Raw genomic sequence first — 26856 nt, 5'->3', positions numbered from 1 at the left:
GGCCGACGGTGGGCCCGTCGGCCACGGCCTTCCCCGGCCTCGCGGCGCCGCGCGCGCTGACCCGCGACGAGATCGCGGCCGTCCCCGCGGCGTTCGCGGCGGCGGCCCGACGCGCCGACGAGGCCGGGTTCGACGTCGTCGAGCTGCACGCCGCCCACGGCTACCTGCTGCACCAGTTCCTCTCGCCGCTGGCCAACGAGCGCGACGACGAGTACGGCGGCTCGCTCGAGAACCGCGCACGGCTGCTGGTCGAGACGGCCGACGCCGTCCGCGCCGCCTGGCCCGACCACAAGCCGCTGTTCGTCCGGATGTCCGCGACCGACTGGGTCGAGGGCGGGCTCACCGTCGACGAGGTCGCGCAGGTGGCCAAGGAGCTGGGCGGTCACGGCGTGGACCTGGTGGACGTCTCGACCGGCGGCAACGCGCCCGCGGACATCCCCGTCGGACCCGGCTACCAGGTGCCCGCAGCCCGCGCGGTGCGCGAGTCGTCGGCGCTGCCGGTGGCGGCCGTCGGGCTCCTCACCGATCCCGCGCAGGCCGAGGGGGTGCTCGCGGACGGGTCGGCGGACGCCGTCCTGCTGGGCCGCGAGGGCCTGCGCGACCCGTTCTGGCCCCTGCGCGCCGCCCACGAGCTGGGCGCCGCGGACGTCGCGGCGTGGCAGCCGCAGTACGCCCGCGCCACCTGGGCATAGCCAGAAGACTTGGTCCTGCCAGGGAGGACGAAGTCTTCTGGCTAGAGGCTGACGCCGCGGGCGAGCGGGACGCCTGGGCGGTAGGCCAGGTGGCGGTGGCTCGGGGCGTCGAGGACGGCGAGGTCGGCGCGGGCGCCGAGGCGCAGGTGGCCGACGTCGTCGCGGCGCAGCGCGTGGGCGCCGCCGAGGGTCGCCGCCCGGAGCGCCTCGGCGACGGTCATCCGCAGCTCGCGGACGGCGAGCGCGATCATCAGCGGCATCGACGTCGAGAAGCACGTGCCGGGGTTGCAGTCGCTCGCCAGGGCGACGTCGACGCCCGCGTCGAGGAGGCGGCGGGCGTCCGGGTAGGGCGACCGGGTGGAGAACTCGACGCCGGGCAGCAGCGTGGCCACCGTCCCGGAGCCGGCGAGGGCGTCCACGTCGGCGTCGGTCAGGTAGGTGCAGTGGTMGACGCTCGCGGCACCCAGCTCGACGGCGAGCCGCACGCCCGGACCGGGGCCGAGCTGGTTCCCGTGCACGCGCAGCCCCAGGCCGGCCTCTCCGGCGGCGACGAGCACCTCTCGGGCCTCGTCGCCGTCGAACGCGACCGGGCTCGCCGGCTCGCAGAACACGTCCGCCCAGCGGGCGAGCGGGGCGCAGGCGGCGAGCATGGGGCCGGTGACCAGCGCGACGTAGTCGGCGCGGTCCACGCCGGGTGGGACGACGTGCGCACCGAGGAACGTGGTCTCCGCCGTGACCTCGCGCGCCAGGCGGAGCAGCCGCTCCTCCGTGCTGACGTCGAGGCCGTAGCCGCTCTTGACCTCGACCGTGGTGGTGCCCTGGGCGCGCGCCTCGGCGACCAGGGCCGCGAGGCGTCGGCGGAGCTCGTCGTCGGACGCCGCGCGCGTGGCCGCGACCGTCGTCGCGATGCCGCCGCCCGTGTAGGGCGCGCCGGACATGCGCGCCTCGAACTCGGCGGCGCGGTCGCCCGCGAAGACGAGGTGCGTGTGGGAGTCGACGAAGCCGGGGACCACCGCGGCACCGCCGAGGTCGGTGCGGCTGTCCGCGGCGGGCGCTTCKGTCGACGGCCCGACCCAGACGACGACACCGTCCTGCGCGACGAGCGCCGCGTCGAGGAGCGGCCCGTCGAAGCGCGGGTCGTGCGTGACCAGCTCACCGATGCCCGTGACCAGGTGCGACGTCATCGAACCTCCCCCCAGGCGGCGCGGACCGCCGTGCCCAGCATCGCGCCCACGTCGCCCAGGACGTGCCGGCCGCCCTCGACACGCACGACGCCACCGACCACGACCGTGTCGACGTCGGCGCTGCCCGCGACCAGCACGAGCTGCGCGGGGTCGGTGCCCGCGGTGCGCGGGGTGTCGGTGCGGACGGCGACGAGGTCGGCCGGGGCGCCGGGTGCGAGGCGGCCGCCGGTGGGGTCGCCGAGGCTGGTGTGACCGCCGGTGGTCAGGAGGTCGACCAGGACGGCGGGATCCAGGACCCCGCGCGACTCGCCCGCGAGGCGCTCGTGCAGCTCGACCGTGCGGGCCTCTGCGAGCAGGTCGGTGCGGACGTGCTGGTCGCTGCCGACGCTCAGGCGGGCACCCGCCGCGTGCAGGAGGGCGCCGGGCGCGATGCCGTCGCCGAGGTCCTGCTCGGTGGACGGGCACAGGCACGCGCCGGTCCGCGTCGAACCCAGGATCGCGACGTCCTCGGKGGTCAGGTGGACCGCATGGACGGCCGTGGTGTCCGGACCGAGGGCGCCCGCGTCCTCCAGGAGCCGGGTCGGGGTGACGCCGAACGTGGCCAGCGACTGCTCGTTCTCCAGGCGCTGCTCCGACAGGTGGACGTGCAGGGGGCGGCCGGTGGCGTGGGCGGCGACGACGGGGATCGCGTCGAGCGGGACCGCCCGGACGGAGTGGATCGCGGCGCCGACCGTGAGGGTGTCGTCGGGGCGGATGGCGGCGACCCGGGCGGCCCAGGCGTCGGCGTCGTGGTCGCCGAACCGGCGCTGGGCGCCCTCCAGCGGCGCGTCGATGCCGCCCGTCAGGTACGCGGTGTCGAGCAGGGTGATCCGCAGGCCCGCGTCGTGCGCGGCCGTGCGCAGCGCCTCGGCCATGACGTTCGGGTCGTCGTAGGGGGTGCCGTCCGGGGTGTGGTGCAGGTAGTGGAACTCGCCGACCGCCGTGACCCCCGCGAGCACCATCTCGGCGTAGGTGGCGCGCGCCAGGTCCAGGTAGGTGTGCGGGGTGAGGGTCGCGGCCAGCGCGTACATGCGGTCCCGCCAGGTCCAGAACGTGCCGCCGCCGTCGTGGGTGCGTCCCCGCAGCGCCCGGTGGAAGGCGTGGGAGTGCGTGTTGGCGAAGCCGGGCAGGACGACGCCCGGCAGGCGGTGGTCGCCCGGCTCCGCCGGGCCGGTGGTCACGGTGGAGATCCGCCCGTCCGCCACCGTGATCCGGACGTCGTCGGCCAGGCCGGCCGGCAGCCAGGCGTGTGCGGCCCAGTAGGTCGTCATGTCAGCAGCCGTTCCAGCACCGCGGCCAGGGCGTCGATGCCCGCCAGGCAGTCGGCCTCGTCGGCGTCCTCCGCCGGGGCGTGCGAGATGCCCGACGGGTTGCGGACGAAGAGCATCGCGGTCGGGATGCCCGCGGCCGCGAGGATCCCGGCGTCGTGACCAGCACCGGTGCCCAGGCGCGGTGGGTCGTTCAGCGCGCCCGCCACGACGTCCGCGAGGTCGGCGTCGAGGACGGTGACCGGGGTCCACGACTCCTCGGTGKGCGCGTACTCCTGCAGCGCCGTGAGGACCGAGCGGACGGCCGCCTCGTCCTGTGCGCGGACGTCCAGCCAGGCCGTGACCTGCGACGGGATCGCGTTCACACCGTTGGGGTCGACGCGCAGCTTGCCGACGGTGGCGAGCGCGCCGGCGTCGTCGGCCGCCCGGCGGACGTGCGCGAGGAACGCCGCGAGGTCGAGCATCGGGTCGTGACGGTCGGCCAGCGGGGTGGTGCCGGCGTGGTTGGCCTGGCCGCGGAGCTCGACGCGCCACCGGCCGTGCGGCCAGATCATCCGGCCGACGCCCACCGGGTCGCCCGTGTGCACCAGACCGCGGCCCTGCTCGACGTGCAGCTCGACGAAGGACGCGATGCGGCGGAGGGTCTCGTCGTCGCGGCCGAGCGTCGCGGGGTCGCGGCCGGCGTGCGTCAGGGCGTCGGCCATCGTGATCCCGTCGGCGTCGCGCAGGCCACGGGCCCTGTCGGCCTCGAGCGCTCCGGTGATCAGGCGTGATCCGGCGCAGGCGACCCCGAAGCGGGCGCCCTCCTCGTCGACGAAGCTCGCGATGCCCAGCGGCCTTCTCGGGGCGATGCTTTTCGCCCGGAGCGCGTCCAGCGCCGCGAAGCCGCTGACCACGCCGAGCGGCCCGTCGAACGCGCCGCCGCCGGGGACCGAGTCGAGGTGGCTGCCCGTGACGACGCCCGGCGTCGCGTCCGGGTCGCCCCACCACGCCCACTGGTTGCCGGCGCGGTCGGTCGTCAGCGCGAGCCCGCGGGCCTCGGCCTCGCCGGCGAACCACTCGCGGAGCGTGTGGTCCTCGCGCGTCCACGCGAACCGGCGGTAGCCGCCGTCGGGCGCCCGGCCGACGGGTGCGAGGTCGTCCCACGCGCGGCGGAACGTCGCGGCGGTGGCCGTCGCGACGTCTGCCGGTCGGGTGGCGGGCCACGTTGTCGACGTGACGCGTCCCCGGGGCGGCGGGCCGGGCTCGACAGGCGTCATGCGTCGCCCTCCCGCATCGGGATCCGCACGCCGTGCGCCGTCGCGACCTCGTCGGCGCGCGGGTAGCCCGCGTCGACGTGCCGGAGCACCCCCATGCCCGGGTCGTTGGACAGCACGCGGGCGAGCTTGCGTGCGGCGAGGTCGGTGCCGTCGGCCACGGACACCTGCCCGGCGTGGATCGAGCGGCCCATGCCGACGCCGCCGCCGTGGTGGATCGACACCCAGGTGGCCCCCGACGACGCCGCGACCAGCGCGTTCAGCAGCGGCCAGTCGGCGATGGCGTCGGACCCGTCGGCCATCCCCTCGGTCTCCCGGTACGGCGACGCGACCGAGCCGGCGTCGAGGTGGTCACGTCCGATGACGAGCGGAGCGGCCACCGAACCGTCGGCGACCAGCTCGTTGAACCGCAGCCCCGCCCGGTCGCGGTCGCCGTGCCCGAGCCAGCAGATCCGCGCGGGCAGCCCCTGGAACGCGACCCGGTCCTGCGCCGCGCGGATCCACCGGTGCAGGTGGTCGTCGTCGGGGAACAGGTCGAGCACGGCCTGGTCGGTCACCGCGATGTCCCGTGGGTCGCCCGACAGCGCAGCCCAGCGGAACGGGCCCTTGCCCTCCGCGAACAGCGGCCGGATGTAGGCGGGGACGAAGCCGGGGAAGTCGAACGCCCGGTCGTAGCCGCCCTGGCGGGCCTCGTCGCGGATCGAGTTGCCGTAGTCGAACACCTCGGCGCCCGCGTCCTGGAACCCGACCATCGCCTCGACGTGGCGGGCCATGGACTCGCGCGCGCGGTCGGTGAACTCCTCCGGCTTCGCGGCGGCGTAGGAGGCCCAGTCGGCCACGTCGACGCCGACGGGCAGGTAGCTCAGCGGGTCGTGCGCCGAGGTCTGGTCCGTGACCACGTCGACCTCGACGCCGCGGCGCAGTAGCTCGGGCAGGACCTCCGCGCAGTTGCCGACGACGCCGACGGACAGGGCTTCTCGTGCGGCCTTGGCCGATGTGACCAGCGAGATCGCCTCGTCGAGACGTCCCGCCACCCGGTCCAGGTAGCGCTCGCGGACGCGTCGGTGCAGGCGGTCGCCGTCGACGTCGACGATCAGGCACGCGCCCCCGTTCAGCGTGACCGCGAGCGGCTGCGCGCCGCCCATGCCGCCGCAGCCGCCGGTGACGGTGAGCGTGCCGGCGAGGGTCCCGCCGAACCGCTTCGCGGCGACCGCGGCGAGCGTCTCGTAGGTGCCCTGGAGGATCCCCTGCGTGCCGATGTAGATCCACGAGCCCGCGGTCATCTGCCCGTACATGGTCAGCCCGAGCTGTTCCAGCCGTCGGAACTCCGGCCAGGTCGCCCAGTCGCCGACGAGGTTGGAGTTGGCGATGAGCACGCGCGGCGCCCACTCGTGCGTCGTCAGCACCCCGACCGGCTTGCCCGACTGGACCAGCAGCGTCTCGTCGTCGCCGAGCGTGGTCAGCGTCCGCACGATCGCGTCGTACGCGTCCCACGACCGGGCGGCCTTGCCGGTGCCGCCGTAGACGACCAGGTCGTCGGGCCGCTCGGCGACCTCGGGGTCGAGGTTGTTCATGAGCATCCGCAGCGGTGCCTCGGTCTGCCAGCTGCGGGCTGTCAGCGTGCTGCCGCGCGGCGCGCGGACGGGGCGGGGGCCGGAGGTCATGAGCGGGCTCCTCGGAGGGCGGCGGCGACGTGGCCTTCGCGGACGACGTCCGCTGCGGTCTCGAGGTCGGGGGAGAGGTACGTGTCCGGGCCGGGGCCCGGGATGCCGCGCTCGCGCAGGAGGTCGCGGACGGCGGCCGTGAGCGGGGAGGGTTCCAGAGGTGCGCGCAGGTCCATCGCACGGGCGGCGGTGAGGATCTCGATGCCGAGCACCCGGGTCAGGCCGTCGACGGCGCGACGGAGCTTGCGGGCCGCGTGCCAGCCCATCGACACGTGGTCCTCCTGCATGGCCGACGACGGGATCGAGTCGACGCTCGCCGGGACCGCCAGCCGCTTGAGCTCCGAGACCAGCCCGGCGGCGGTGTACTGCGCGATCATCAGGCCGGAGTCGACGCCGGGGTCGTGCGCCAGGAACGGGGGCAGGCCGTTGCTGCGCGCGACGTCGAGGAACCGGTCGGTGCGGCGCTCGGACATGCTCGCGACGTCGGCGACGACGATGGCCAGGAAGTCGAGCACGTACCCGACGGGGGCGCCGTGGAAGTTCCCGTTGGACTCGACGCGGCCGTCGTCGGTGATGACCGGGTTGTCGATCGCCGCGGCCAGCTCCCGCTCCGCGACGTCCCGCGCGTGCTCCACGGTGTCCCGGGCGGCGCCGTGCACCTGCGGGGCGCAGCGCAACGAGTACGCGTCCTGCACGCGGGTGCACTCCGGGGTCTGGTGGCTCGCCATGATCCCGGAGCCGCGCAGGACCGCACGGAGGTTCGCCGCGGACACGGCCTGACCCGGGTGCGGGCGCAGCCCCTGGAGGTCGGCGGCGAAGACGGCGTCGGTGCCGAGCAGCGACTCGACGCTCATCGCGGCGGCCACGTCGGCCGCGTCCAGCAGGTTCGTCAGGTCGTGCAGCGCCAGCGCGAGCATGCCGAGCATGCCGTCGGTCCCGTTGATGAGGGCCAGACCCTCCTTCTCTGTGAGCGTGTGCCCCTCTCTGGGCTCCGTCACCAGCGCCCCCGTGGCGTCACGGACCTCGCCCTCGCCCATCAGCGCCAGCGCGCAGTGGGCCAGCGGCGCCAGGTCGCCCGAGCACCCGAGCGAGCCGTACTCGCGGACCACCGGTGTCAGGCCCGCGTCGAGCAGCGCGGCGTACGCGGTCGCCGTCTCGGGGCGGACGCCCGTGTGACCCGTCGCGAGCGTCGACAGGCGCAGCAGCATGAGCGCACGGACCACCTCGCGCTCGACCTCCGGGCCCGTGCTGGCGGCGTGCGAGCGGACCAGGCTGCGCTGCAGGTCGCGACGACGCTCCGCCGGGATCGACAGGGTGGCCAGCGCGCCGAAGCCGGTGGAGATGCCGTAGTGCGGCGCGGTGTCCGCCGCGAGCTCGTCGACCACCGCGCGGCCCGCGGAGATGGCCGCGAGCGCGCCCTGCGACAGCCGGACCCCCGCCCCGTGGCGCGCGACGGCGACGACGTCCTCGATGGTGACGGGACCGGTGCCGACGACGACGGTGGTGGCGGTGGTGGTGGTGGTGCTCATGGTTCATGACACCGCCTGACGCCTGCCGCTCCCAGAGTCTCCTCGGCGATACTGTCTGGTATCCCAGACACGAGTCGGGTGCGTCTCGAGAGGGTGCGTGATGAGTACCGTCCCCGCCGCCGACGCGACCCTGCGGCTGCTGCACCACCTCTCCCGGACAGGTCCGCTGCCCGCCGTCGCCCTCGCCGTCGCGCTCGACCTGCCCCGGTCCACCACCTACCACCTGCTCACCGTGCTCACCGAGCACGGCTTCGTCGTCCACCTGCCCGAGGAGCGTCGCTACGGCCTCGGCCTCAGCGCGTTCGAGCTGGGCTCCGCCTACTCCCGGCAGGCGCCGCTGGCCCGCGCCGCGCGCCCCGTGCTGGCACGGCTCGTCGACCAGGTCGGCGAGAGCGCGCACCTGGCCGTCCTGCACGGGCGCGACGTCCTCTACGTCGTCGAGGAGCGCGCCGCCGGGCGCCCGGCCCTGGTGACCGACGTCGGGGTGCGGCTGCCCGCCCACCTCACGGCGAGCGGGCGCGCGATCCTGGCAGGGCTGCCGCCGGCCCAGGTGCGTGCCCTGTTCCCCGGCCGCGAGGCGTTCGTCGACCGCACCGGCGTCGGGCCGCGACGGTTGTCCGAGCTCCGCGCGATCCTCACCGACGTCCGTCGCGACGGCTGGGCGTCCGAGCGGGGGGACGTCACCACCGGGTTCGCGTCCGTCGCCTCCGTGGTCCGCGACCACACCGGGCACCCGATCGCCGGGCTCGCGGTCACCTTCGCCGACGGGGACGTGCCCGACGGGCTGGTCCGGGCGACGCAGCGGGCCGCCGAGTCGCTCGCGCGGCGGGTCTAGACGCTCGACGTCTGCCCGGCTTGTGCGGTGCGTCGCAGACCGCGCGGCTGCCGTGCGGCTCGTGCGGGGGGCTCAGACCTCGATCGGGGTCTGAGCCGCCTTCGTCACCGCCGCGGCGACCACGGTCGTGACCTCCGGGTTGAACACGCTGGGCACGATGTAGGTCGGGTTGAGCTCGTCGTCCGTGACCACCGACGCCAGCGCGTACGCCGCCGCGAGCAGCATCGCGCTGGTGATCCGGTGCGACTGCGCGTCCAGCAGCCCGCGGAACACGCCCGGGAACGCGAGCACGTTGTTGATCTGGTTGGCGAAGTCCGAGCGGCCCGTGCCGACGACCGCCGCGTACTGGGCCGCGTCGTCGGGGTCGACCTCGGGCCGGGGGTTGGCCAGCGCGAACACGATCGCGTCCTTCGCCATCGTCGAGACGTCGTGACCCGTGATGACGTCCGGGGCGGAGACGCCGATGAACACGTCGGCGTCCCGGAGCGCGTCGGGGATGCTGCCCGAGATGCCGCGCGGGTTGGTCATCGACGCCGTCCAGAACAGGGACTCGTCCAGACCGGGCCGGTCGGCGCGCACGACGCCCTCGATGTCCGCGACCACCACGTCCTTCGCACCCGCCGCGAGCAGCAGCTTCAGCACGGCCGTGCCCGCGGCACCCGCCCCGGACAGCACGATCCGGACCGTCGCCAGATCCTTGCCGACGACCTTCAACGCGTTGGTCAGCGCGGCTACCACGACGATCGCCGTGCCGTGCTGGTCGTCGTGGAAGACCGGGATGTCGAGCCGCTCACGCAGCCGGCGCTCGATCTCGAAGCAGCGCGGCGCCGAGATGTCCTCCAGGTTGATCCCCGCGAACACGGGTGCGATCGCGCAGATCGTCTCCACGATCTGGTCGACGTCGGTGGTGTCCAGCGCGATCGGGAAGGCGTCGATCCCCGCGAACCGCTTGAACAGCACCGCCTTGCCCTCCATGACCGGCAGGCTGGCCAGCGGGCCGATGTTGCCGAGGCCCAGCACCGCGGTGCCGTCCGTGACCACCGCGATCGTGTTGCGCTTGATGGTCAGGCGGCGGGCGTCCTCGGGGTGCGCGGCGATGGCCTCGCAGACGCGCGCGACGCCCGGCGTGTACGCCATCGACAGGTCGTCGCGGTTGCGCAGCGGCACCTTCGACTCGATCGACAGCTTGCCGCCGATGTGCATGAGGAACGTGCGGTCGCTGACCCGCTCGACGACCACGCCGTGCAGACCCTTGAGGGCCTCGACGATGTCCGCGGCGTGCTGCTCACCCCGCGTCGCGCACGTGACGTCGACGGTCATCTGCTCGTGGCCCGACGCCGTGACGTCCAGCGCGGTGACGATGCCGCCGGCCTTCTCGATCGCCGTGGTGAGCTCGCTGACGGCGGTCGGTCKGGCCTGCACCTCCAGGCGTGCCGTGATGGACGAGGAGACGCTCGGGGAGACCATTCGGACATTGTGCCGCGCTCACTAGGGTGACGGCGTGACCGACCCCCTGGCCCCGCTCCTCGATCTGCCCGGAGTCGGCGACGCCGTCGACCGCGCCCGGGTCGCGTGCGAGGAGCTGCGCTGGCACGAGGCCTACCGGCGGCGGTGGCGGGAGGTCCGCGCCGAGGCCGGTCTGCGGGCGACCCGTGCGTCGGCCGAGATCGAGGGCGTGCGCGTGCCGCTGTCGCTGGTGCGGTCGCTGGCGACGAGCGGTGGCGACGAGCCTGTGGTCGTCGGCGGGCTCCGCGCGACCGCCCTCGTCGAGCGCTGGATGCCCGCCCTCGGCGACCGTGGCGCCGTCGCCCTCCCTCCGCTGGGCCAGCTGCTCGCGCAGGTGCACGTCGCCGCGGCCGGCGGCTGGCTGCCCGACGCCGCCGTCGGCCGGCTGCGGTCGGCCGAGCAGCCGGGCGACCTGCGCGGCCTCGGGCCCGCACCCGTCGGCGAGGAGCTCGCCGCACGCGTCGCGCTGCTGGGCCGGACGGTGCAGGAGTCGTCGGCGCCGGCACTCGTCGTCGCGGCCGTCGTGCACGGGGAGCTGCTCACCCTGCGGCCGTTCGCCGCCGCGAACGGGGTCGTCGCCCGCGCAGTCGCGCGGCTGGTGCTGACCGCGCGGGGTCTCGACCCCACCGGGTCGCTGGTCGCCGAGTCCGCCTGGGCCGCGGCCCTCAACCCGTACCTGGGCGCTGCGGCCGGGTTCGCGACGGGATCGCCGTCCGGGGTGGGTGCCTGGGTGCGCGCGTACGGCGACGCCGTGCTGACGGGTGCCGCCGAGGCGCGGGTGATCGCGGACGAGGTGCTGGCGGGCTCGCTGGGGTCGTCGTAGGTCAGCGCGCGAGTCGAGCGTCGCGGTGCCTGTCGCGTCGGGTCATCGCCCGGGCGGACTCGTCTCGCGGCCTCGACGCGTCGCTCATGGCTTGGTCAGCGGGCGTCGCGTCCGTCGTCAGACGAACGACGGCGCCCCTGGGGGCGCCGTCGCCAACAGCTGACCGGGAAGGTGATCAGGCGTGCGTCGGTGTCGGTCGCGACGGGACCAGCCCGGTCGACCTGCCCATAGGTGGGCTCTCCTGCGCGTGGGTGCCTTCACGGTCATGCAGTTGTGAGGCCTGTCGTACCGCACATCCCCGACGAGCGGAACCCGGGCGGACGACGACGCAGGCCACGTCGATGGCGGCGCCGGATGCTGGGACGGATGTCCGTGATACGGGACGAGCTCACCGGCTCCGACGGCGCCGACGGACGAGGACCCAGGTGACCACGACGCCCGCCACGACGAGGGTCACGACGCCCGCCGTGGCGATGCGTGCCCGGCGCGGGAACAGGGGCACCGGACGCACGAACGAGAGCGTCCCCCAGCCCCGCTCGAGCGCGAGCCTGCGCAGCCCCCGGTCCGGGTTCACGGCGAACGAGTGGCCCACCGCACCGAGCATCGGTGCGTCCGTGATCGAGTCCGAGTACGCGTAGCTGGCCCCCAGGTCGTACCCCTCGGCCAGCGCGAGCTCCCGGACGGCGGACGCCTTGTTCTCCCCGTAGGCGTAGAAGTCGATCTCGCCGGTGTACCGCCCGTCGACCACGTTCATGCGCGTCGCGATGACGTGGTCCGCACCGAGGATCGCAGCGATCGGCTCGACCACCTCGGCGCCCGACGCGGACACCACCACGACGTCCCGGCCCGCCGCGTGGTGCGCGTCGATGAGCGCGACGGCCTCCGCGTACACCGTCGGGTCGATGGACTCGTGCAGCGTCTCCGCGACGATCGAGGACACCAGCGACACGTCCCACCCCGCCACCATGCGCGACAGCTGCGCGCGCAGGCGCTCCGTCTGGTCCTCGTCCGCACCGCCGACCAGGTAGAGCAGCTGCGCGTAGGCCGTGCGCAGCACCGAGCGCCGCGTGAGCAGGCCCTGGGCCAGGAACGGGCGGGAGAAGGCCGTGGCGGACGACGTCGCGATGATCGTCTTGTCGAGGTCGAAGAAGGCAGCCTCGCGCAGCACGCCCTGCTGCGTCGGGTCCTCGTCCATGGTGCTCCGCGGTGGTCGTCGTCGATGTCGGCGGCCCCCGTGCCCGGGTGCCTGGCGGCTCGCGGTGAGCCTAGTGGGCGGGGCTGACACGGCGCGGCTGCTGGGCAGGGCTGGTCCCACGGCTGGCCTGCGAGCAGCAGGGCGAGCGGGAGGACGAGGCGGGCCACGCCGCGGATGGAGCCGCGGAACGTTGGTGGCCGATCGGCGAGCGGATCCGCTGACACCCCGACCCGGTGCCGAGCCGCCCACAGCCCGCCGAGCTCGCGCGATGGTCACAGGACGCCGCAACGGTCGGCCCCGAGCCGGTGGCGCGCGGCAGTGTTCGTCGTGCGCCGGCGGTCAGGTCGGCAACGACGGAGAGGCAGTGCCGATGACCCCCCTCGCCGGTCCGCGTCCCGTCCCTCCGACCTGGCCGTCGGTCGCCTCACCCCCGCAGCGCGCGCTCGTCGTCGGCATCGTCGCCGGGCGCGGTGGTGCCGGGGCATCGACCCTTGCCGCAGCCGTCGCCCGGCACCTCGCCCGACAGACCGCGACCGTCCTGGTCGACCTCGACCGGGCGTCCGCGGGGATCGACGTGCTGCTCGGCCTGGAGGGCGCCGACGGTGTCCGGTGGCCGGACCTGGCGGACGCGCAGGGCGAGGTGCCCGGTGCCGACGTGCTCGCCCTGCTGCCGCGCTGGGGCACCTGCGCGGTGCTCAGCGCCGACCGGGCTCGACCCGGCGCACCCGAGCCGGCGGTGGTCGCCGACGTCCTGCACGCGCTGACGTCCGAGGCAGGTGCGCTCGTCCTCGACCTGGACCGGGCCGCCGTCGTGGCGGGCGAGTCCCTGGTGGCGGCGTGCGACGCGGTGCTCGTCGTCGCACCGCGCGACCTGCGCACGGTCGCCGGGATCCTCGCGATGCGCCCCCACCTGGGCCCACCGGGCGCTCCGACGTGGCTGGTCGTCAGCGGCCCGGCACCCGGCGGACTCGGTGCGGCCGAGCTGTCCGAGGCGGTCGACCTGCCCGTCCTGACGACCCTCGCGTCCGACCGCGCCCTGGCGGCCGCGCTCGAGCGCGGCGGTGTGCCCGACGCCGGCCGCACAGCCCGCTCGGCAGCCCGGGTCGTCGCGGCCCTCCACCGGGGCCTGACGTGAGCACGCTGGTCCGAGGGGTCGGCCCGGACTTCCTCGACGCGGTCCGCACGCGGCTCGGCGCGCACGGCGCCTCCGACGGCTCCCTCGGTGTCGCCGTCGAGGCGGCGGTGCGGGACGCCGGCGCGGTGCTGGGCGCCAGCGCGCTGCGCTCCGTCACGCGGACCGTGCGCGACGAGCTCTTCGGGGCCGGCCGGCTGCAGGTGCTCCTCGACGACCCGGACGTCACCGACGTGCTGGTCAACGGTCCGCGCGACGTCTGGGTGGAGCGGTCGGGACACCTGAGCCGCGCGGACGTGGACCTCGGTGGTGCCGACGACGTCCGGGCGCTCGCTGTCCGGCTCGCGGCCGCGGGGGGTCAGCGGCTCGACGACGCCTCGCCCGCGGTCGACGCKCGGCTCCCGGACGGCACCCGGCTGCACGCCGTGCTGCCCCCGGTGGCGGGCGCCTGCGCGCTGATCAGCCTGCGCGTGGTCCGGTCCCGTGCGTTCACCGTCGAGCAGCTCGTCACGTCGGGGACGCTCGCGCCCCCGCTGGTGCCGGTGGTCCGCGCGCTCGTCGCCACCCGGGCGAACCTCCTCGTCTCCGGGGCGACGGGCTCCGGGAAGACGACCCTGCTCGCCGCGTTGCTGTCGTTGGTCCCGCACGACGAACGGCTCGTGGTCGTCGAGGAGGCCGGCGAGCTGGCCCCGGCGCACCCGCACGTCGTCCGGCTGCTCGCGCGGCACGCGAACGTCGACGGCGCCGGACGGGTGGACCTGACGGACCTGGTCCGGCACGCGCTGCGGATGCGGCCCGACCGGATCGTCCTCGGGGAGTGCCGAGGTGCCGAGGTCAGGGAGGTGTTCGCCGCGCTGAACACCGGGCACGACGGCGGGTGCGCCACCGTGCACGCCAACACCGCCGCCGACGTGCCCGCGCGGCTGGAGGCGCTCGCGGCGCTGGCCGGGATGTCCCGTGAAGCCGTCGCCGCGCAAGCGGCGAGCGCCTTCGACGCGGTGCTGCACCTGCGGAGGGCCGATCGCCGGTACGTCTCCGAGGTCGGCGTCGTGGGGAGGGACGCGGCCGGTGAGCTCGAGGTGGCGTGCGCGCTCCGAGTCGACCCGTCGGGTGTCACCTCGCCCGGGCCGGCCTGGTCGGCGCTCGCGGACCGCCTCGGGCTGTCACTTGCCCGCACGACGCTGGAGGCGTCTCGGTGAGCGCCGTCGTCGGGGTGCTCGTGGCGCTCGCCGTCGTCACGTCGGMAGGAACCGGTGGCCGCCCGGTCGCCGCGAGCGCGCGAGAACGCCCAGGCGACGGGCCCACGCGTCGACGGGCTGCACCCGACCTGTCGGCGCTCCTGCTCGGTGTCTGCGCGCAGCTCCGCGCCGGCGCGGCGCCTGGTGAGGCGTGGTCCCGCGCGACCGGCACGCCGGTGGCCGGACCGGTGCCGAGCGTCGGCGTGCTGCTGACGTCGACGTCCCGCTCGACCGGCATGGGGTTCCTCGGTCGAACGACACTCCGCCCACGACCCGCACCCCGCCGACGCTCTGTGCTGTCCAGACGCTCCGACGACGGAGCCGTCCAGCGCGTCCGAGCGGTGCTGGCCGCGGCGCGGCTCTCCGACGAGCTCGGCGCACCCCTGGCGGGCGTGCTCGAACGGATCGCGTCCGCCGTCGCAGCGGACGAGGAGGCCGACGGTGAACGCCGGGCGGCCCTGGCCGGACCGCGGTCCACCGCTCAGGTGCTCGCATGGCTCCCGATGCTCGGCGTGGCGCTCGGCGCCCTGCTCGGCGCGGACCCCGTGGCGGTGATGGTCTCGGGTGGGCTCGGGACGGCGTCCGTCGTGCTCGGTGGGGCCTTGCTGCTGGTCGGCCGCTGGTGGACGGCCGCCCTCCTCGCCCGTGCGGGCCGTGCCGGCGACGATCCGACGGGGAGGTCCCGCACGGGCGCGTCCAGGACCGTCCCGTCTCGCACGGCTGAGGCCCGAGCGGACGTGCCGTGAGCGGGTGCCTGGTGAGGACGCGTCCCGTGAGCGCGCGTGCCCACCGCGGGCGAGCTGTGGCGAGGGCATCTCGGGCCGGCGCACAGGGCTGGCGCACCTCGCGCGCGGAAGTCGTCCACGCCGCCGTCGACGGCGTGCGATCGTGACGCCCTTCGTGCTCGCGGTCCTCGTCGCCCTCTCGTGCGGAGCGGGGACCAGCCCGTGGTGGTCCGGACGGGTGCTCCCGGCCGCACGGGAGCGAGGGCGGCCGGACGATCCCGTGATCGTGCCCGGGCTGATGGACGCGGTGCTGCTGCTCGACCTGCTCGACGTCGCGATCAGCACCGGAGCATCCCTGCCGCGGGTGCTGTCCGCGGTCGGCTCGGCCGTGGGAGGCCGGCAGGGGGCCGAGCTGGTGCGAGGCGGGACCGCGCTGCTGCTCGGTGCGTCGTGGCAGTCGGCGTGGGCGGGTGCCACGGTGACGGACGTCGTCGGCGCCCTCGAGGCCAGCTGGAGCACCGGGACCGCACCCGGGCCGGCGTTGCGCGCGCGAGCGGACCAGCTGAGACGGGACCGTCGGACCCGGAGCCGCACCGCTGCCGGTGCTCTCGGGGTCCAGCTGGTCCTGCCGCTCGGGCTGTGCTTCCTGCCCGCGTTCGTCCTGCTCGGGCTCGTGCCGATGCTCCTCAGCCTCGCGGGCGACCTGTTCGGGTGACCAGTGAGGCGGGAGTCGGCTTGAGTCCGTCCCTCACCTACCGACGCATCGCCGGCGCTTCCGACTCCTCGCTGCCGATTTCCTGCGCCGGTGTCGCTCGACCTCTGCCGATGTCGCCCTCGACGGCGGGTCCTCCGCGGCCGGGATGTCGCGCTGCGGCCCTGCCCAGGCGTCGTCTGGTCTCCGCGCTGACCGTCGACCACGCCTGTCTCGTCGCGGTGGGTCCCTCGTCTCCCTCCACCGCGGTCGGCGTGCCTCGGCTGCTCTGACAGGTTCCCTCCGAGCGGGATCGCACGGTGCCCTGCTGCGTCGCCACGAGCGGCTGCGCTGCTGCGTCCCGACGACGGCGCGCGACGCTGCGGTCGGCCTGCCGTGCGTCGATCGCGGCTGCATCGCCATGCCTGGTGGGTTCCTCGTGCGTCTCGCTCGCTCAACCTGCGTCTCGCTCCGTCTCCTCGGATGTCTCGGTCGTTCGAGACGTCCACAGCCCGGCTCGCCTGCACTCGCGCCACCGATGTGCCGGGCCCGGGCCTGGGCGGAGACGTCGCGGTCGAGGCTGGCGGTGCGCCGGACACTCGGCGGCGCCACGCGAGAGGAGAGGCCATGACGCATCACCCCACGGTCCCCGGGCCGGACCACCCGAACCCCCAGGACGACGACCCGACGCCCGGAGGTGCCACCCTCCGACGGGCCCCACGGCGGGGCTCCGCAGACGGCGAGGTCGGCCTCTCTCGACCGACACACGCCATCGGCGAGAGAGGCGCGACCGGTTCTGTCGATACCGCGGACGTTGCCGATGTACCGGGTGTCGCGGTCGTGGTTGAGGCGGCCGGTCGTGGCGTCCCCGGACGTGCACGAGCGGACAGCCGTCGGCTGTCGGACGGTCGACGCCGTGCGCGGCTGCCACGGTCGGTCGTGTCGTGGCACGAGCGCGGCCGGCGGACCCGGGACGAGCTCGCGGAGGCGGGGATGGCGACCGCTGAGTACGCGATCGCCACCCTCGCCGCGGTCGGCTTCGCGGGGCTGCTCGTGGTGATCCTCAAGGGGAACGAGGTCAAGGGTCTGCTGCTCGGGATCATCCGCCAGGCGTTGTCCTCGTGACCGCCGCGGGCCGGCGGGACCGTGGCAGTGTCACCGCCGAGCTCGCGGTCGGTCTGCCCGCGGTCGTCCTCCTCCTGGTGGCGCTGCTCACGGTCGCGTCGTCGGCGATCGCGCAGACCCGCTGCACCGACGCTGCCCGGGCGGGTGCCCGGGCAGCCGCACTGGGGGAGCCGGACGCTGCGGTGACCGCGACCGCCCGGCGGCTGGCCGGCGAGGACGCGTCGGTCGCGGTGACTCGTGGCGGCCAGTGGGTCACCGTCGAGGTCTCGTCGGCGGTCGTGTCGGGGTCGTGGGGGACCGCCGGGCTGCGGGCTCGGGCGACCGCGGTGTCGCGGGTGGAGCCGTGACGATGCGCCGCCGGAGCTGGAAGGGGCGCCACGTCCGCCACGACCTCGGGCGCCCGCGAGGGGGCTCCGACGTGCAGGGTCCGGGCATCCGCCAGCCGGGGTGCGCGCGGGCGCGACGTGGCGAGCAGGGATCCGGCACGGTCCTGCTCCTGGCGCTCGTCGCCGTCGCGCTGGTCGTCGCGGCGATGCTCGGACTGCTGGCCTCGGCGCAGCTCGCTCGTGGCCGGGCGCAGACGGCGGCAGACCTCGGCGCGCTCGCCGGCGCCGCTCAGCTGTTGGTGGGGCGGCCGGGAGACGCGTGCGCGACCGTCGCCACGGTCGTCCGTAGCAACGGCGCCAGGCTGACGTCGTGCTCGGACGAGGGGGCCGGAGTCGTCAGGGTGCGGGTCGTCGTACCCGGTGCTGCCGGTTCGGCGTCGGCGTCGGCACGTGCCGGGCCCGCGTCGGCACGCCCGTGATGCCGGGTTCGGACCGCTCGAACCGCTCGAACCGCGTCGAACCACGTTGCACGCGCGAGCGGACGCGCTGACGCGACGCGACCCGTCGCGACTCGCGGACCTGCCACCGGCACGTCGTCGAGCGCTCGCACCGACTCCGTCTTCAGAGCATTTAGGCCCTAGCGCGTCGCCTTCGCACGGCCGGACGCTGGGAGCAGGAGGCGCCATGAACGGGCCCGGCGCGACACGAGTGGGTAGCGGGCTCGCGCTCGTCCTGCGGTCCGGGACCCGGCCGCCGCGCGGTCGGTGCGCGCAGGACGACGAAGGGTCCCGGGGCGACGGGCCGACACCGGTCGAGGGCGCCGTGACGATTCCACCGGTGGTCGCGCCGCGAGATGTCGCCCGGGCGGCGGACGCTCGGCGGACGACCCTTCGATGTCCCGGCAGCCGTCGGCACGACCAGGGACGAGAGCCGCGTGCGTGGGACGTCACGCCGGGGGCCCGTCGCGCGCTGCGTCCGAGCTCGGACGACAGGTGAGAAGGAGAAGGAGGAGATGGAGATGTTGCGCAAGATCGCTCGTGGACTCGTCGTGCTTCTCGTGGCAGGGATGGCGGGGCTCTCGGCTCAACCGGCCACAGCGGCGACAGAACGACCCGTGGCGGATGTGACGATCCTGCCGAGAGCGCACGTGACCGACGGCGGGGCGTCGATCACCGTCCGGCTCCTCGTCCGGTGCCGGCCGGTCGACGGCGTCCAGTGGGAGGGCTTCGTCAACGTCACCCAGGGCGACGTGTTCGCCTGGGCGGGGCTGCCGCTCGTCTGCGACGGACGTCTGCACATGGCGCACGTCGTGCTCCCGGTGAGCGCTCCGCCGGACACTGCGTGGTTCACACCGGGTGGTGCCGAGGTGTCCGCCGTGATCATGGACGAGAACACACTCGTCGAGTACGCCAACGACGCACGCTCGGTGAGGGTGGTGGCGATGTGCMGCCGCGGTTCCTGACCGTGCTCGTCATCGACGTGTCCGGGACCGACCCGAGGAGCATCATGGACATCACCCTCGAAGACCAGCCGACCGTGATGGTCGCGATCCTGCGCGAGCGCGTCGCGATGGGCGCCCTGGCCGCCTTCTACGACCGGGCCTATCGCACGGTGCTCGAGCAGGCGGCGGCATCCGGGCTCGCCGTCACCGGCCCGGCGTTCGGCTGGTACCGCCACATGCCGACGGACTCGGTCGATCTCGCCGCGGGCTTCCGGGTCGGCGCGGACGCCGCCCGGGCGCTCGGGGACGGAGTCGAGGTCGTGGAGCTGCCAGGCGGCCCGGCGGCGGTCGGGGTGCACCTCGGTAGCTACGACGGCCTCTCCGGAGCGTGGGCCGAGCTCCGCACGTGGATGTCGGACCATGCTGCGCAGATGCGTGGCGACTTCCTCGAGGTGTACGTCACGGACCCGTCGGAAGCCGATCCGAGCCAGAACGAGACGCGTCTGGTGCTGCCGATCGTCACGTGAGCTGACGTGGCACCGCCGGCCGCCCCCATCCCGCGGCCGGTGCGAGGCGTGCGCGAACGGCGACCTGAGACAACGGCTCGCCGGCCGCAGGTGACCGGTCGCTCGGCCGGAGGCGTGCGCTGGCTCAGGTGGCCGTCGGGGCGTGGGCGAGGACCGCGGTGAGAAGCCGGATCGCGGCTGCCTTGTCCAACGGGTTGTTCGCGTTGCCGCACTTGGGCGACTGGACGCACGCGGGGCACCCGGCGAAGCAGCGGCAGGAGGCGATGGCGTCGCGGGTCGCTCGCAACCAGGTGGCGCCGAGCGTGAAGCCGCGTTCCGCGAAGCCGGCGCCGCCGGGGTAGGCGTCGTGCACGAAGACGGTGGCCTGCTCGGTGTCGACGTGCAGTGCGGTGGACAGACCGCCGAGGTCCCACCGGTCACACGTCGCGAGCAGGGGCAGGAGGCCGATGGACGCGTGCTCGGCGGCGTGCAGGGCGCCCGGGGTGGCCTCGACGGTGACGCCGGCCGCCAGGAGGACCTCCGCGGGGGCGGTCCACCAGACGGCGGTGGTGCGCAGGGTGCGGGCGGGCAGGTCGAGCTCCTCGGTGCCGAGCACCTGCAGGTCCGGGATGCGTTTGCGCTGGTAACCGAGGACCTGGGTGGTCACGTCGACGGACCCGAACCCCCAGGTGACGGGGCCCCAGGGGACCTCGGCGTCGACGGACTGGATCTCGGTGGTCGTCACCCAGCGAGCCCACGTGCCGTAGTCGACGTCGCGGCGGGTCACCAGGGCGACGCCGTCCTCGAGCCGGAGCTCGTCGACGACGTAGGACGCGCCCTGGTGCACGTAGACGGCTCCGTCGTGGACGGTGGCGTCCGCGGAGGCGGCGTCGACCGTGCCGAGCAGGCGGCCCGTGACGGACTCGACGACGCGGACAGGGTCACCGCCGGAGCCGCGCAGGTCGGTCAGGCGGCTGGCCTGCTCGTTGTGGGTCCAGTACCAGCCGGAGGGGCGCCGGCGCAGGGTCCCGCGCTCGACCAGCTCGGCCAGCAGCTCGGCGGTGCGCGGCCCGAAGAGATCCAGCTCCTCGAACCGGAGGGGAAGCTCGGCGGCCGCGGCGCACAGGTGCGGCGCCAGGACGTAGGGGTTGGTGGTGTCGAAGACGGTGGCCTCGACGGGGGTGTCGAAGATCGCCTCGGCGTGGTGCACGAGGAACGTGTCGAGCGGGTCCTCGCGGGCGACGAGGACGACGAGACCGTCGGTGCCGGCGCGTCCTGCGCGGCCCGCCTGCTGCCAGAGCGAGACGCGCGTGCCGGGCCACCCGGCGATGAGGACGGCGTCGAGCCCGGAGATGTCGACGCCCAGCTCGAGCGCGTTCGTCGTCGCGAGCGCCCGCRGCGCGCCGGACCGGATCGCGGCCTCCAGGGCGCGACGTTCCTCCGGCAGGAATCCGCCGCGGTACGCCTGCACGGAGGTCGCGAACGTCGGGTCGATCTCCAGCAGGTGCGCCCGCGTGGTGGCCGCGACGGACTCCGCGCCGCGCCGCGACCGCGTGAAGGCGAGCGAGCGCGCGCCTGCGGCGGTGAGGTCGGCCAGCAGGTCGGCGATCTCGGCGGTCGCCGTGCGCCTCGGACGGTCGGAGGGCTCCGCGACGACCCGCTCGCCGGTTCCGAGCGGACCGGAGCCTTCGCGGGTGTCGAGCTCCTCGGACCTCGGAGCCGCGCCGAGCAGTCCCGTTCGGCCGTCCGCGCCGAGCGGGTCCGGAGCGTCGCCGCCGTGCCCGACGCTCGCGCCGAGCGGGCCAGGCGCGTGACCGCCGTGCCCGGGGGCTGCGCCGAGCGGGCCGGGCGCGTGCCCAGCGCCGAGGTCGGGAAGCGCCTGGGCGAGGAGGTCGGACAGGACGACGGGGTCCTCKGCGCCGGCGAGCGCGGGCGGCGACGCGACGCTGCCGACCGCACCCCAGATGTCGTCCGGGCCGGGCGGGCTGAGATCGTCGGCGCTGCGGGTGACGTGGCGGGGGAGCGCGAGCGGGGTGGCCCACGGGTCGTCCTCGGGCAGGAGCGCGGACCAGGGGGCGTCGGAGCCGGGCAGCTCGGGCGGCTGCCACAGGACGAACGTCTTGCGACCGGCGGGGGAGGCGTCGGCGGTCACGGCGGTGACCTCGGAGGGGTCGACACCGATGAGCCGCGCCGCGCTGGCGGCGGGGTCGGAGGTGGTGGCGGACGCGAGCAGGAACGTCGGCGTCGACCCGTAGGACGCGGCGAGCCGGCGCAGGCGTCGCAGGACCAGGCCGACGTGCGCACCGAAGACCCCGCGGAACGCGTGGCACTCGTCGACCACGACGTACCGCAGCGACCCGAGCAGCCGCGCCCACCGCCGGTGCTGCGGCAGGAGCGCGAAGTGCAGGAAGTCGGGGTTGGTCAGGACGACGTCCGCGTGCTCCTGCACCCAGCGGCGCTCGTCGAGGGACGTGTCGCCGTCGCAGGTGGAGACGCGGACGTCGCGGGTGCGGCCGGCGACGAGGAGCCGGTCGAGGGCGGCGAGCTGGTCGGCGGCCAGCGCCTTGGTCGGGCACAGGTAGAGGGTCGTCGCGCGACGGGTCACCGACTCGATGCGGCCGGGGTCGAGCAGCGACCCGGCGCTCGCGGCGCGGGCGGTGGACAGGGCGGGGAGCCAGAACGCGAGGGACTTGCCGGAACCGGTCGAGGTGGCCAGGACGGTGTGCCGGCCGGACCAGGCGGCGTCGGCGGCCTCGACCTGGTGCAGCCAGGGACGCTCGACCCCCAGCGCGCGGTACCCCTGCACCAGGTCGGCGTCCGCCCACGACGGCCAGTCCGCCTGCGTGCCGGCCCGCGCGGGCAGGTGCCGGACGTGGGTCATGCGGTCCGAGCGACCCCCGGCGGCGAGCAGCACGTCGAGCAGCGCGCCGGGTTCCACCACCCGCCCATCCTCGCACCGGGCACGTCGGCCGCCGTCCGCCCTTGCTGCGGCCCTCCGCGGCCGGAGCCCGCGCCGCCGCCGTACAACTCCAGGCTCCGGTGACGTGAAGCGCCGACACGTCGACGGCGGGACGGGCAGGATCGGTGCATGGCGGACCGGATCGATCTCAACTGCGACCTCGGCGAGGAGCTCGACGCGTGGGAGCCCGGCGTCGACGGACTCGACACGCTGCTGCTCGACATCGTGACCAGCGCGAACGTGGCGTGCGGCTTCCACGCGGGCGACGAGCGGACCATGGCCGCGGTCTGCCGGGCGGGGGCGACTCGGGGCGTGTCGGTCGGCGCGCACGTGTCCTACCTCGACCGCGCGAACTTCGGCCGACGCTTCCTCGACGTGCCGGCGGAGGTGCTGGAGGCGCAGGTGGCGCAGCAGATCGAGACGTTGCAGGCGATCGCGCTCCGGGAGGGCACGCGGGTGGCGTACGTGAAGCCGCACGGTGCGCTGTACAACGCGGTCGTGCACCACGAGGAGCACGCGCGGGCGGTCGTCGCGGCGATCACGGACCTGCCCGTGCTCGGGCTGCCGGGGTCCGCCGTGCTGGCGGCGGCGGACGCGCGAGGGCTCCGCGCGGTCACGGAGGCCTTCGCCGACCGTGGCTACCGCCCGGACGGCACGCTGGTGCCCCGCTCGGAGCCGGGGGCGCTGGTCACGGACGGCGACGAGGTGGCGGCGCGCGTGCTGAGGCTCGCCATCGAGGGCGTCGTCCGGTCCGTCGACGGGACGGACGTGCGCGTGGACGCCGAGTCGGTGTGCGTGCACTCGGACACTCCCGGTGCGGCCGTGCTGGCCCGCGCGGTCCGGTCGGTCCTCGTCGCGAACGGCGTGACGGTCGTGCCGTTCGTCGCGTGAGGACCCTCACGACCCCAACGAAACGAGGCGCCCGTCCGTCATGGTCGATGGCGGGCCCCTCGGCCGGCACGGACGAGCAGCGAGGCGGACACGGGTGGACTGGCAAGAGGTGCTGGACACGCTCGTGCGCGACCGCGGAGCGGCGCTGCTGCGGTACGGGTACCTGCTGACGGGCGACGCTGCCGACGCGCAGGAGCTGGTCCAGGACGCGCTGGTCGCGGTGCTCGCACGCAAGGCCCGGTTGCGGGAGCCCGCCGCGGTGGAGGGCTACGTCCGCCAGACGATGCTGTCGTCGTACATCGACGGGTACCGGCGCCGCCGACGGTGGCTGGGCCTGCGGCACCTGGTGGCGTCCCCGGAGGTCACGGTCGACCACGGCGACGGGGTGCACGCCCGACGGGACGTCGTCGCGGCGCTCGGGGGCCTGGCTCCGCGGGTCCGTGCGTGCGTGGTCCTGCGCTACTTCGAGGACCTGACGGTCACGGAGATCGCGGACCGGCTGCAGCTCTCGGACGGCACGGTGAAGCGGTACCTGAGCGACGGGGTGCACGCGCTGGAACGGGTGCTCGGCCCCGTTGCCGAACCCGCGTCGCCCGAGTCCCACCTGATCACCACCAGGAGCACACGATGAGCCTCGACCTGTCCGCGGCGCTGCGAGACGCCGCCGAGCGCGCTCCGGTCGGCACGCTCGAGCCGACGACGCTCGGCCGTCGGATCCGGCGGCGCCGGGCGGCGCAGACTGCGGCGCGGTCCGCCGGGGGTGTCGGCCTGGCAGGTGTGCTGGCCGTCGCCGCCACGCAGACGCCCGGGCTGCTGGGCAGGTCGCCCGGGGGCTCGGTGCCGGGCCTTCCCGCCGACGAGGTCGCCCACGAGCTGCCGCGGGCGGACCCCGACGCGGCACCGGGGGAGTGCGGCTGGGTGGTCGAGCCCGCCGCCGAGCCCGAGGTCGACCTCGGAGTCGCGCTCGACACGTACCAGCAGCGCTCCTACCTGGCGCTGCCGGTGTCGCTGACCGTGCACGTGCCGGCGGGGTTCACGCTGCGGGACCCGGTCGACGTGGTGGTGGCGAAGGACGGGGTGGTCGTCGCGCGGGCGTCCCGGCCGCACGACTTCGCGGTGGCGGACGACCCCGGTCCGCACACGATCGGCAGCTGGAGCGAGATGGCGCTCACCACGTGCGGCGGGGCCGATGCGACCAAGGCGCTGCCCGACGGGGAGTACGTGATGTACGGGGTGCTCGCAGGCGCTGACGGTGCCGGACCAGCAGCGCTCAGCCCCGGTCAGCCGCTCGTCGTGGCGGGCAACGTGCGTGAGCGGTGGTGCGGGGCGGACCTCTCCGTCCTCCCCCGCCGTGACGACCGGGTGCAGATCGACGCGGGCTCCGTCGACGACGTGAGCATGAACCTCCTGCTCGTGTGGAAGGGCGACGCCGAGGCGTCGATGGTCAGCGCGCGGACGCTGCTCGTGGACGACCGGACCGGTCGGATCGTGAGCGACTCGGACACGTGGGACCCCGCGCTGGGGCGGCTGACGGCCGATCTCGATCCCGGGTCCCCGCTCCCTCTCACCCCGGCGGTCAGGACGACGTCGTGCGTGGACGACGCACCGCTGCCGTCCGGGACGTACCGGGTGTACAGCGTCGTGACGGTCGCGCCGACGTCGCGCGACACCGGTGGCCGACTGACCGTCAACGCGACCGGGGTGGCGGAGGCGGCCGGGACGCTGACGGTGCCGTAGGTCCGGCAGGATCGGTCCATGACCGACGCACACGCGCCCCGGGTGGTGCCCTACGGGGACGACGCGGTCCTCGTGGAGCTCGCCGGCCTGGCGGAGGTCCGTGCGCTCGACGACGCGGTGCGGGCCGCGCGCACGTCGGACCCGGACGCCGGGGGCATCGTCGACCAGGTCCCGGCCGCGCGGACGCTCCTGCTGCGGGTGCGCGCGGACGTGGACCCGGGGGCGTTGCCGGTGGCGCGCTGGTGGGCGGCACGGTCGTCCCGGGCCGCCGAGGCTGCACCCCACGAGGTGGTGCTCGCCGTCGACTACGACGGTCCCGACCTCGCGGACGTCGCCCGGCTGACAGGGCTCACCGTCGACGAGGTCGTCGCGCGGCACACCGGTGCGCGGTACACGGTGGCGTTCGGCGGTTTCATGGCCGGGTTCGCGTACCTCGTCGGCCTGGACCCGGCGCTGCGCGTGCCACGGCTGGACAGCCCGCGCGAGCGCGTCCCCGCGGGGTCGGTGGCGATCGCCGACGAGTTCAGCGCCGTCTACCCGGCGGCGACCCCCGGCGGCTGGCGGCTGCTGGGCACCTGCGACGTGACCCTCTTCGACGTCGACCGCGACCCTCCGGCGCTGCTGCAGCCCGGCACGCACGTGCGGTTCACGCCCGCATGACGGGCGCGCTGGAGGTCCTCGACCCCGGCCTGCTCACCCTGGTCGAGGACCTGGGGCGGCCCGGGTGGGCGCACGTCGGCGTCGGCCGGTCCGGTGCGGCCGACGCGGGCGCGCTGCGCCTGGCCAACCGGCTGGTCGCCAACGACGAGGGCGCCGCGGGCCTGGAGGTCCTGCTCGGCGGGCTGCGCGTGCGCGCCGTCGGGGACGTGACCGTCGCGCTCGCGGGCGCGCGTGGCCCGACGTGGCTGGACGACCGGCCGGTCGGGCACGAGGCCGTCCTGGAGCTGCGCTCGGGCACGGAGCTGCGCCTCGGCACGGTCACCTCCGGCCTGCGGACGTACGTCGCCGTGCGCGGGGGGATCGACGTGCCGACGGTGCTGGGGTCCCGCTCCACGGACCAGCTCGCGGGGCTGGGGCCGGCTCCACTGCAGGCCGGGGACGTCCTGGCAGTCGGGCTCGCCCCCGTGGAATGGCCGGTCGTGGACCTCGCGCCGGTCCAGCCGCCACCGGACCGCGTCGAGCTGCCCGTGGTGCCGGGGCCGCACGCCGACTGGTTCGCGGACGTGCTGGTGCGGCTGCAGGCGGGCGAGTGGCACGTGACCCCCGCGACGAACCGGGTCGCGGTCCGGCTGACGGGACCGGCGCTCGCCCGCACCGCCGACGCCACCGGGCGCGAGCTGCCGTCGGCGGGCCTGGTCCTCGGTGCCGTGCAGGTGCCGCCGGACGGGCAGCCTGTCGTGTTCGGCGTCGACCACCCCGTCACCGGCGGCTACCCGGTGGTGGCGGTGGTCCGCCGGTACGCGCACGGCCGGCTCGCCCAGGTCCGGCCGGGGGACCGGGTCTCGTTCGTGCACGGCTGAGCCCGCGCGACGTCCGCACACCAGGGCGTCCCGACGACCGGACGGGCGGACGCTGCCGCGGGTCCCTCGTGGTCGGGTCGCGCGTCTGTTTGAATGCACGAGAGGGAGGGGACCCCATGGACGTGCGTGTGACCAGCCGGGATGTAGGTCCGCGGACGGTCGYGGAGGTGGACGGCGAGATCGACGTGTCGTCCGCCGACGCGCTGCGCGACCAGATCGCGGAGCTGCTCGAGCGGGACCGGACCGATCTGGTCATCGACCTGCGGGCGGTCCGGTTCATGGACTCCACGGGCCTCGGCGTCCTCGTCGGCACCCTGAAGAAGGTCCGCCTGGCGGGCGGTCAGCTCCAGCTGGTGATCGACTCCGAGCGGCTGCTCAAGGTCTTCCGGATCACCGCGCTGCTCCAGGTGTTCACCGTGCACGACACGGTCGAGGCGGCACTGGACGCCTGACCGGGTGAATACGGGCGTGTCCGGTTTGTCAGATATTGACAGGGTTCTCCTCGGGGCGTGAACTCGTCGGCGGGACGACTGGCCGCCGACGTCGCGGCGACCGCTCCCCGCTCAGCGAGGGG

General features: G+C 75.2%; 26 protein-coding genes. 18 read left to right on the top strand and 8 right to left on the bottom strand.

Features of this window, described 5'->3' with window-relative positions:
• A partial coding sequence (locus ACXJKF_RS17005) for an oxidoreductase (protein ID WP_456788898.1) occupies positions 1-692 on the top strand: 692 nt, incomplete at its 5' end.
• A gap of 41 nt (positions 693-733) precedes the next feature.
• Here the strand turns inward: ACXJKF_RS17005 and hutI are convergent.
• From hutI to hutH, 5 genes are read right to left on the bottom strand one after another with little or no spacing between them, the layout of a single operon-like run.
• Positions 734-1876, bottom strand: a complete 1143-nt coding sequence (hutI, locus tag ACXJKF_RS17000; protein ID WP_456788897.1) for an imidazolonepropionase — start codon at positions 1874-1876, stop codon at positions 734-736.
• The gene (locus tag ACXJKF_RS16995; RefSeq protein ID WP_456788896.1) at positions 1873-3186 is read right to left on the bottom strand and encodes a formimidoylglutamate deiminase; all 1314 of its coding nucleotides are present in this window, start codon (positions 3184-3186) and stop codon (positions 1873-1875) included. Before ACXJKF_RS16995 ends, hutI begins: the two co-directional genes overlap by 4 nt.
• Entirely contained in the window at positions 3183-4442 is a 1260-nt protein-coding gene (locus ACXJKF_RS16990; protein WP_456788895.1) for an allantoate amidohydrolase, read from the bottom strand. The genes ACXJKF_RS16995 and ACXJKF_RS16990 overlap by 4 nt, the downstream gene beginning before the upstream one ends.
• Positions 4439-6103: a urocanate hydratase gene (gene hutU / locus ACXJKF_RS16985; protein ID WP_456788894.1), complete on the bottom strand. Its 1665-nt coding sequence runs from the start codon at positions 6101-6103 to the stop codon at positions 4439-4441. Before hutU ends, ACXJKF_RS16990 begins: the two co-directional genes overlap by 4 nt.
• Positions 6100-7632, bottom strand: coding sequence for a histidine ammonia-lyase (gene hutH, locus ACXJKF_RS16980; protein ID WP_456788893.1), 1533 nt, complete (start codon positions 7630-7632; stop codon positions 6100-6102). The genes hutU and hutH overlap by 4 nt, the downstream gene beginning before the upstream one ends.
• Before the next feature lie 100 nt (positions 7633-7732).
• On the opposite strand from hutH, the gene ACXJKF_RS16975 reads away from it, so the two are divergent.
• Positions 7733-8467 carry an IclR family transcriptional regulator gene (locus tag ACXJKF_RS16975; RefSeq protein ID WP_456788892.1) on the top strand — a complete coding sequence of 245 codons (735 nt, stop codon included), beginning with the start codon at positions 7733-7735 and terminating at the stop codon, positions 8465-8467.
• Positions 8468-8539: 72 nt separating this feature from the next.
• On the opposite strand, the gene ACXJKF_RS16970 is transcribed toward ACXJKF_RS16975, so the two are convergent.
• Entirely contained in the window at positions 8540-9934 is a 1395-nt protein-coding gene (locus ACXJKF_RS16970) for a malic enzyme-like NAD(P)-binding protein (protein ID WP_456788891.1), read from the bottom strand.
• Positions 9935-9968: 34 nt separating this feature from the next.
• Here ACXJKF_RS16970 and ACXJKF_RS16965 point away from each other — a divergent pair, with 34 nt between their 5' ends.
• On the top strand, positions 9969-10796 hold the full coding sequence (locus ACXJKF_RS16965) for a cell filamentation protein Fic (protein WP_456788890.1): 828 nt from the start codon (positions 9969-9971) through the stop codon (positions 10794-10796).
• A gap of 388 nt (positions 10797-11184) precedes the next feature.
• Here the strand turns inward: ACXJKF_RS16965 and ACXJKF_RS16960 are convergent, their stop codons facing one another.
• Complete coding sequence (locus ACXJKF_RS16960; RefSeq protein ID WP_456788889.1) at positions 11185-11991, bottom strand: HAD family hydrolase; 807 nt, start codon at positions 11989-11991, stop codon at positions 11185-11187.
• 370 nt (positions 11992-12361) lie between these two features.
• Here ACXJKF_RS16960 and ssd point away from each other — a divergent pair, with 370 nt between their 5' ends.
• The 9 genes from ssd (at position 12362) to ACXJKF_RS16915 (ending at position 19196) form a co-directional block, all read left to right on the top strand.
• On the top strand, positions 12362-13126 hold the full coding sequence (gene ssd / locus ACXJKF_RS16955; RefSeq protein WP_456788888.1) for a septum site-determining protein Ssd: 765 nt from the start codon (positions 12362-12364) through the stop codon (positions 13124-13126).
• Complete coding sequence (locus ACXJKF_RS16950; RefSeq protein WP_456788887.1) at positions 13123-14322, top strand: TadA family conjugal transfer-associated ATPase; 1200 nt, start codon at positions 13123-13125, stop codon at positions 14320-14322. Before ssd ends, ACXJKF_RS16950 begins: the two co-directional genes overlap by 4 nt.
• Positions 14319-15107, top strand: a complete 789-nt coding sequence (locus tag ACXJKF_RS16945) for a type II secretion system F family protein (protein WP_456788886.1) — start codon at positions 14319-14321, stop codon at positions 15105-15107. Before ACXJKF_RS16950 ends, ACXJKF_RS16945 begins: the two co-directional genes overlap by 4 nt.
• Before the next feature lie 142 nt (positions 15108-15249).
• Positions 15250-15801 (top strand): type II secretion system F family protein, encoded by a 552-nt coding sequence (locus ACXJKF_RS16940; protein ID WP_456788885.1) that lies wholly within the window; start codon positions 15250-15252, stop codon positions 15799-15801.
• Positions 15802-16260: 459 nt separating this feature from the next.
• Positions 16261-16902: a DUF4244 domain-containing protein gene (locus tag ACXJKF_RS16935; RefSeq protein WP_456788884.1), complete on the top strand. Its 642-nt coding sequence runs from the start codon at positions 16261-16263 to the stop codon at positions 16900-16902.
• The gene (locus ACXJKF_RS16930; RefSeq protein ID WP_456788883.1) at positions 16899-17249 is read left to right on the top strand and encodes a TadE family type IV pilus minor pilin; all 351 of its coding nucleotides are present in this window, start codon (positions 16899-16901) and stop codon (positions 17247-17249) included. Before ACXJKF_RS16935 ends, ACXJKF_RS16930 begins: the two co-directional genes overlap by 4 nt.
• A 2-nt stretch (positions 17250-17251) precedes the next feature.
• A complete protein-coding gene (locus ACXJKF_RS16925) occupies positions 17252-17707 on the top strand; it encodes an Rv3654c family TadE-like protein (protein WP_456788900.1) in 456 nt (151 codons plus the stop codon).
• A gap of 635 nt (positions 17708-18342) precedes the next feature.
• On the top strand, positions 18343-18690 hold the full coding sequence (locus ACXJKF_RS16920) for a hypothetical protein (RefSeq protein WP_456788882.1): 348 nt from the start codon (positions 18343-18345) through the stop codon (positions 18688-18690).
• Positions 18672-19196 carry a GyrI-like domain-containing protein gene (locus ACXJKF_RS16915; protein ID WP_456788881.1) on the top strand — a complete coding sequence of 175 codons (525 nt, stop codon included), beginning with the start codon at positions 18672-18674 and terminating at the stop codon, positions 19194-19196. The genes ACXJKF_RS16920 and ACXJKF_RS16915 overlap by 19 nt, the downstream gene beginning before the upstream one ends.
• Positions 19197-19320: 124 nt before the next feature.
• Here the strand turns inward: ACXJKF_RS16915 and ACXJKF_RS16910 are convergent, their stop codons facing one another.
• Positions 19321-22056 carry a DEAD/DEAH box helicase gene (locus ACXJKF_RS16910; RefSeq protein WP_456788899.1) on the bottom strand — a complete coding sequence of 912 codons (2736 nt, stop codon included), beginning with the start codon at positions 22054-22056 and terminating at the stop codon, positions 19321-19323.
• 207 nt (positions 22057-22263) lie between these two features.
• On the opposite strand from ACXJKF_RS16910, the gene ACXJKF_RS16905 reads away from it, so the two are divergent.
• The 6 genes from ACXJKF_RS16905 (at position 22264) to ACXJKF_RS16880 (ending at position 26734) form a co-directional block, all read left to right on the top strand.
• A complete protein-coding gene (locus tag ACXJKF_RS16905) occupies positions 22264-23025 on the top strand; it encodes a LamB/YcsF family protein (protein WP_456788880.1) in 762 nt (253 codons plus the stop codon).
• A gap of 94 nt (positions 23026-23119) precedes the next feature.
• Entirely contained in the window at positions 23120-23656 is a 537-nt protein-coding gene (locus ACXJKF_RS16900; RefSeq protein WP_456788879.1) for a sigma-70 family RNA polymerase sigma factor, read from the top strand.
• On the top strand, positions 23653-24762 hold the full coding sequence (locus tag ACXJKF_RS16895) for a hypothetical protein (RefSeq protein WP_456788878.1): 1110 nt from the start codon (positions 23653-23655) through the stop codon (positions 24760-24762). The genes ACXJKF_RS16900 and ACXJKF_RS16895 overlap by 4 nt, the downstream gene beginning before the upstream one ends.
• Before the next feature lie 18 nt (positions 24763-24780).
• A complete protein-coding gene (locus tag ACXJKF_RS16890) occupies positions 24781-25422 on the top strand; it encodes a 5-oxoprolinase subunit B family protein (protein ID WP_456788877.1) in 642 nt (213 codons plus the stop codon).
• Entirely contained in the window at positions 25419-26282 is an 864-nt protein-coding gene (locus ACXJKF_RS16885) for a 5-oxoprolinase subunit C family protein (protein WP_456788876.1), read from the top strand. The genes ACXJKF_RS16890 and ACXJKF_RS16885 overlap by 4 nt, the downstream gene beginning before the upstream one ends.
• Positions 26283-26398: 116 nt before the next feature.
• Positions 26399-26734 (top strand): STAS domain-containing protein, encoded by a 336-nt coding sequence (locus ACXJKF_RS16880; protein WP_456788875.1) that lies wholly within the window; start codon positions 26399-26401, stop codon positions 26732-26734.
• Positions 26735-26856 lie beyond the last annotated feature (122 nt).

The organism is Cellulomonas sp. P5_C5 (genome assembly GCF_054049655.1).
Note: the sequence above shows the minus strand (reverse complement) of the source record. Positions and strands in the feature narration are given on the sequence as shown.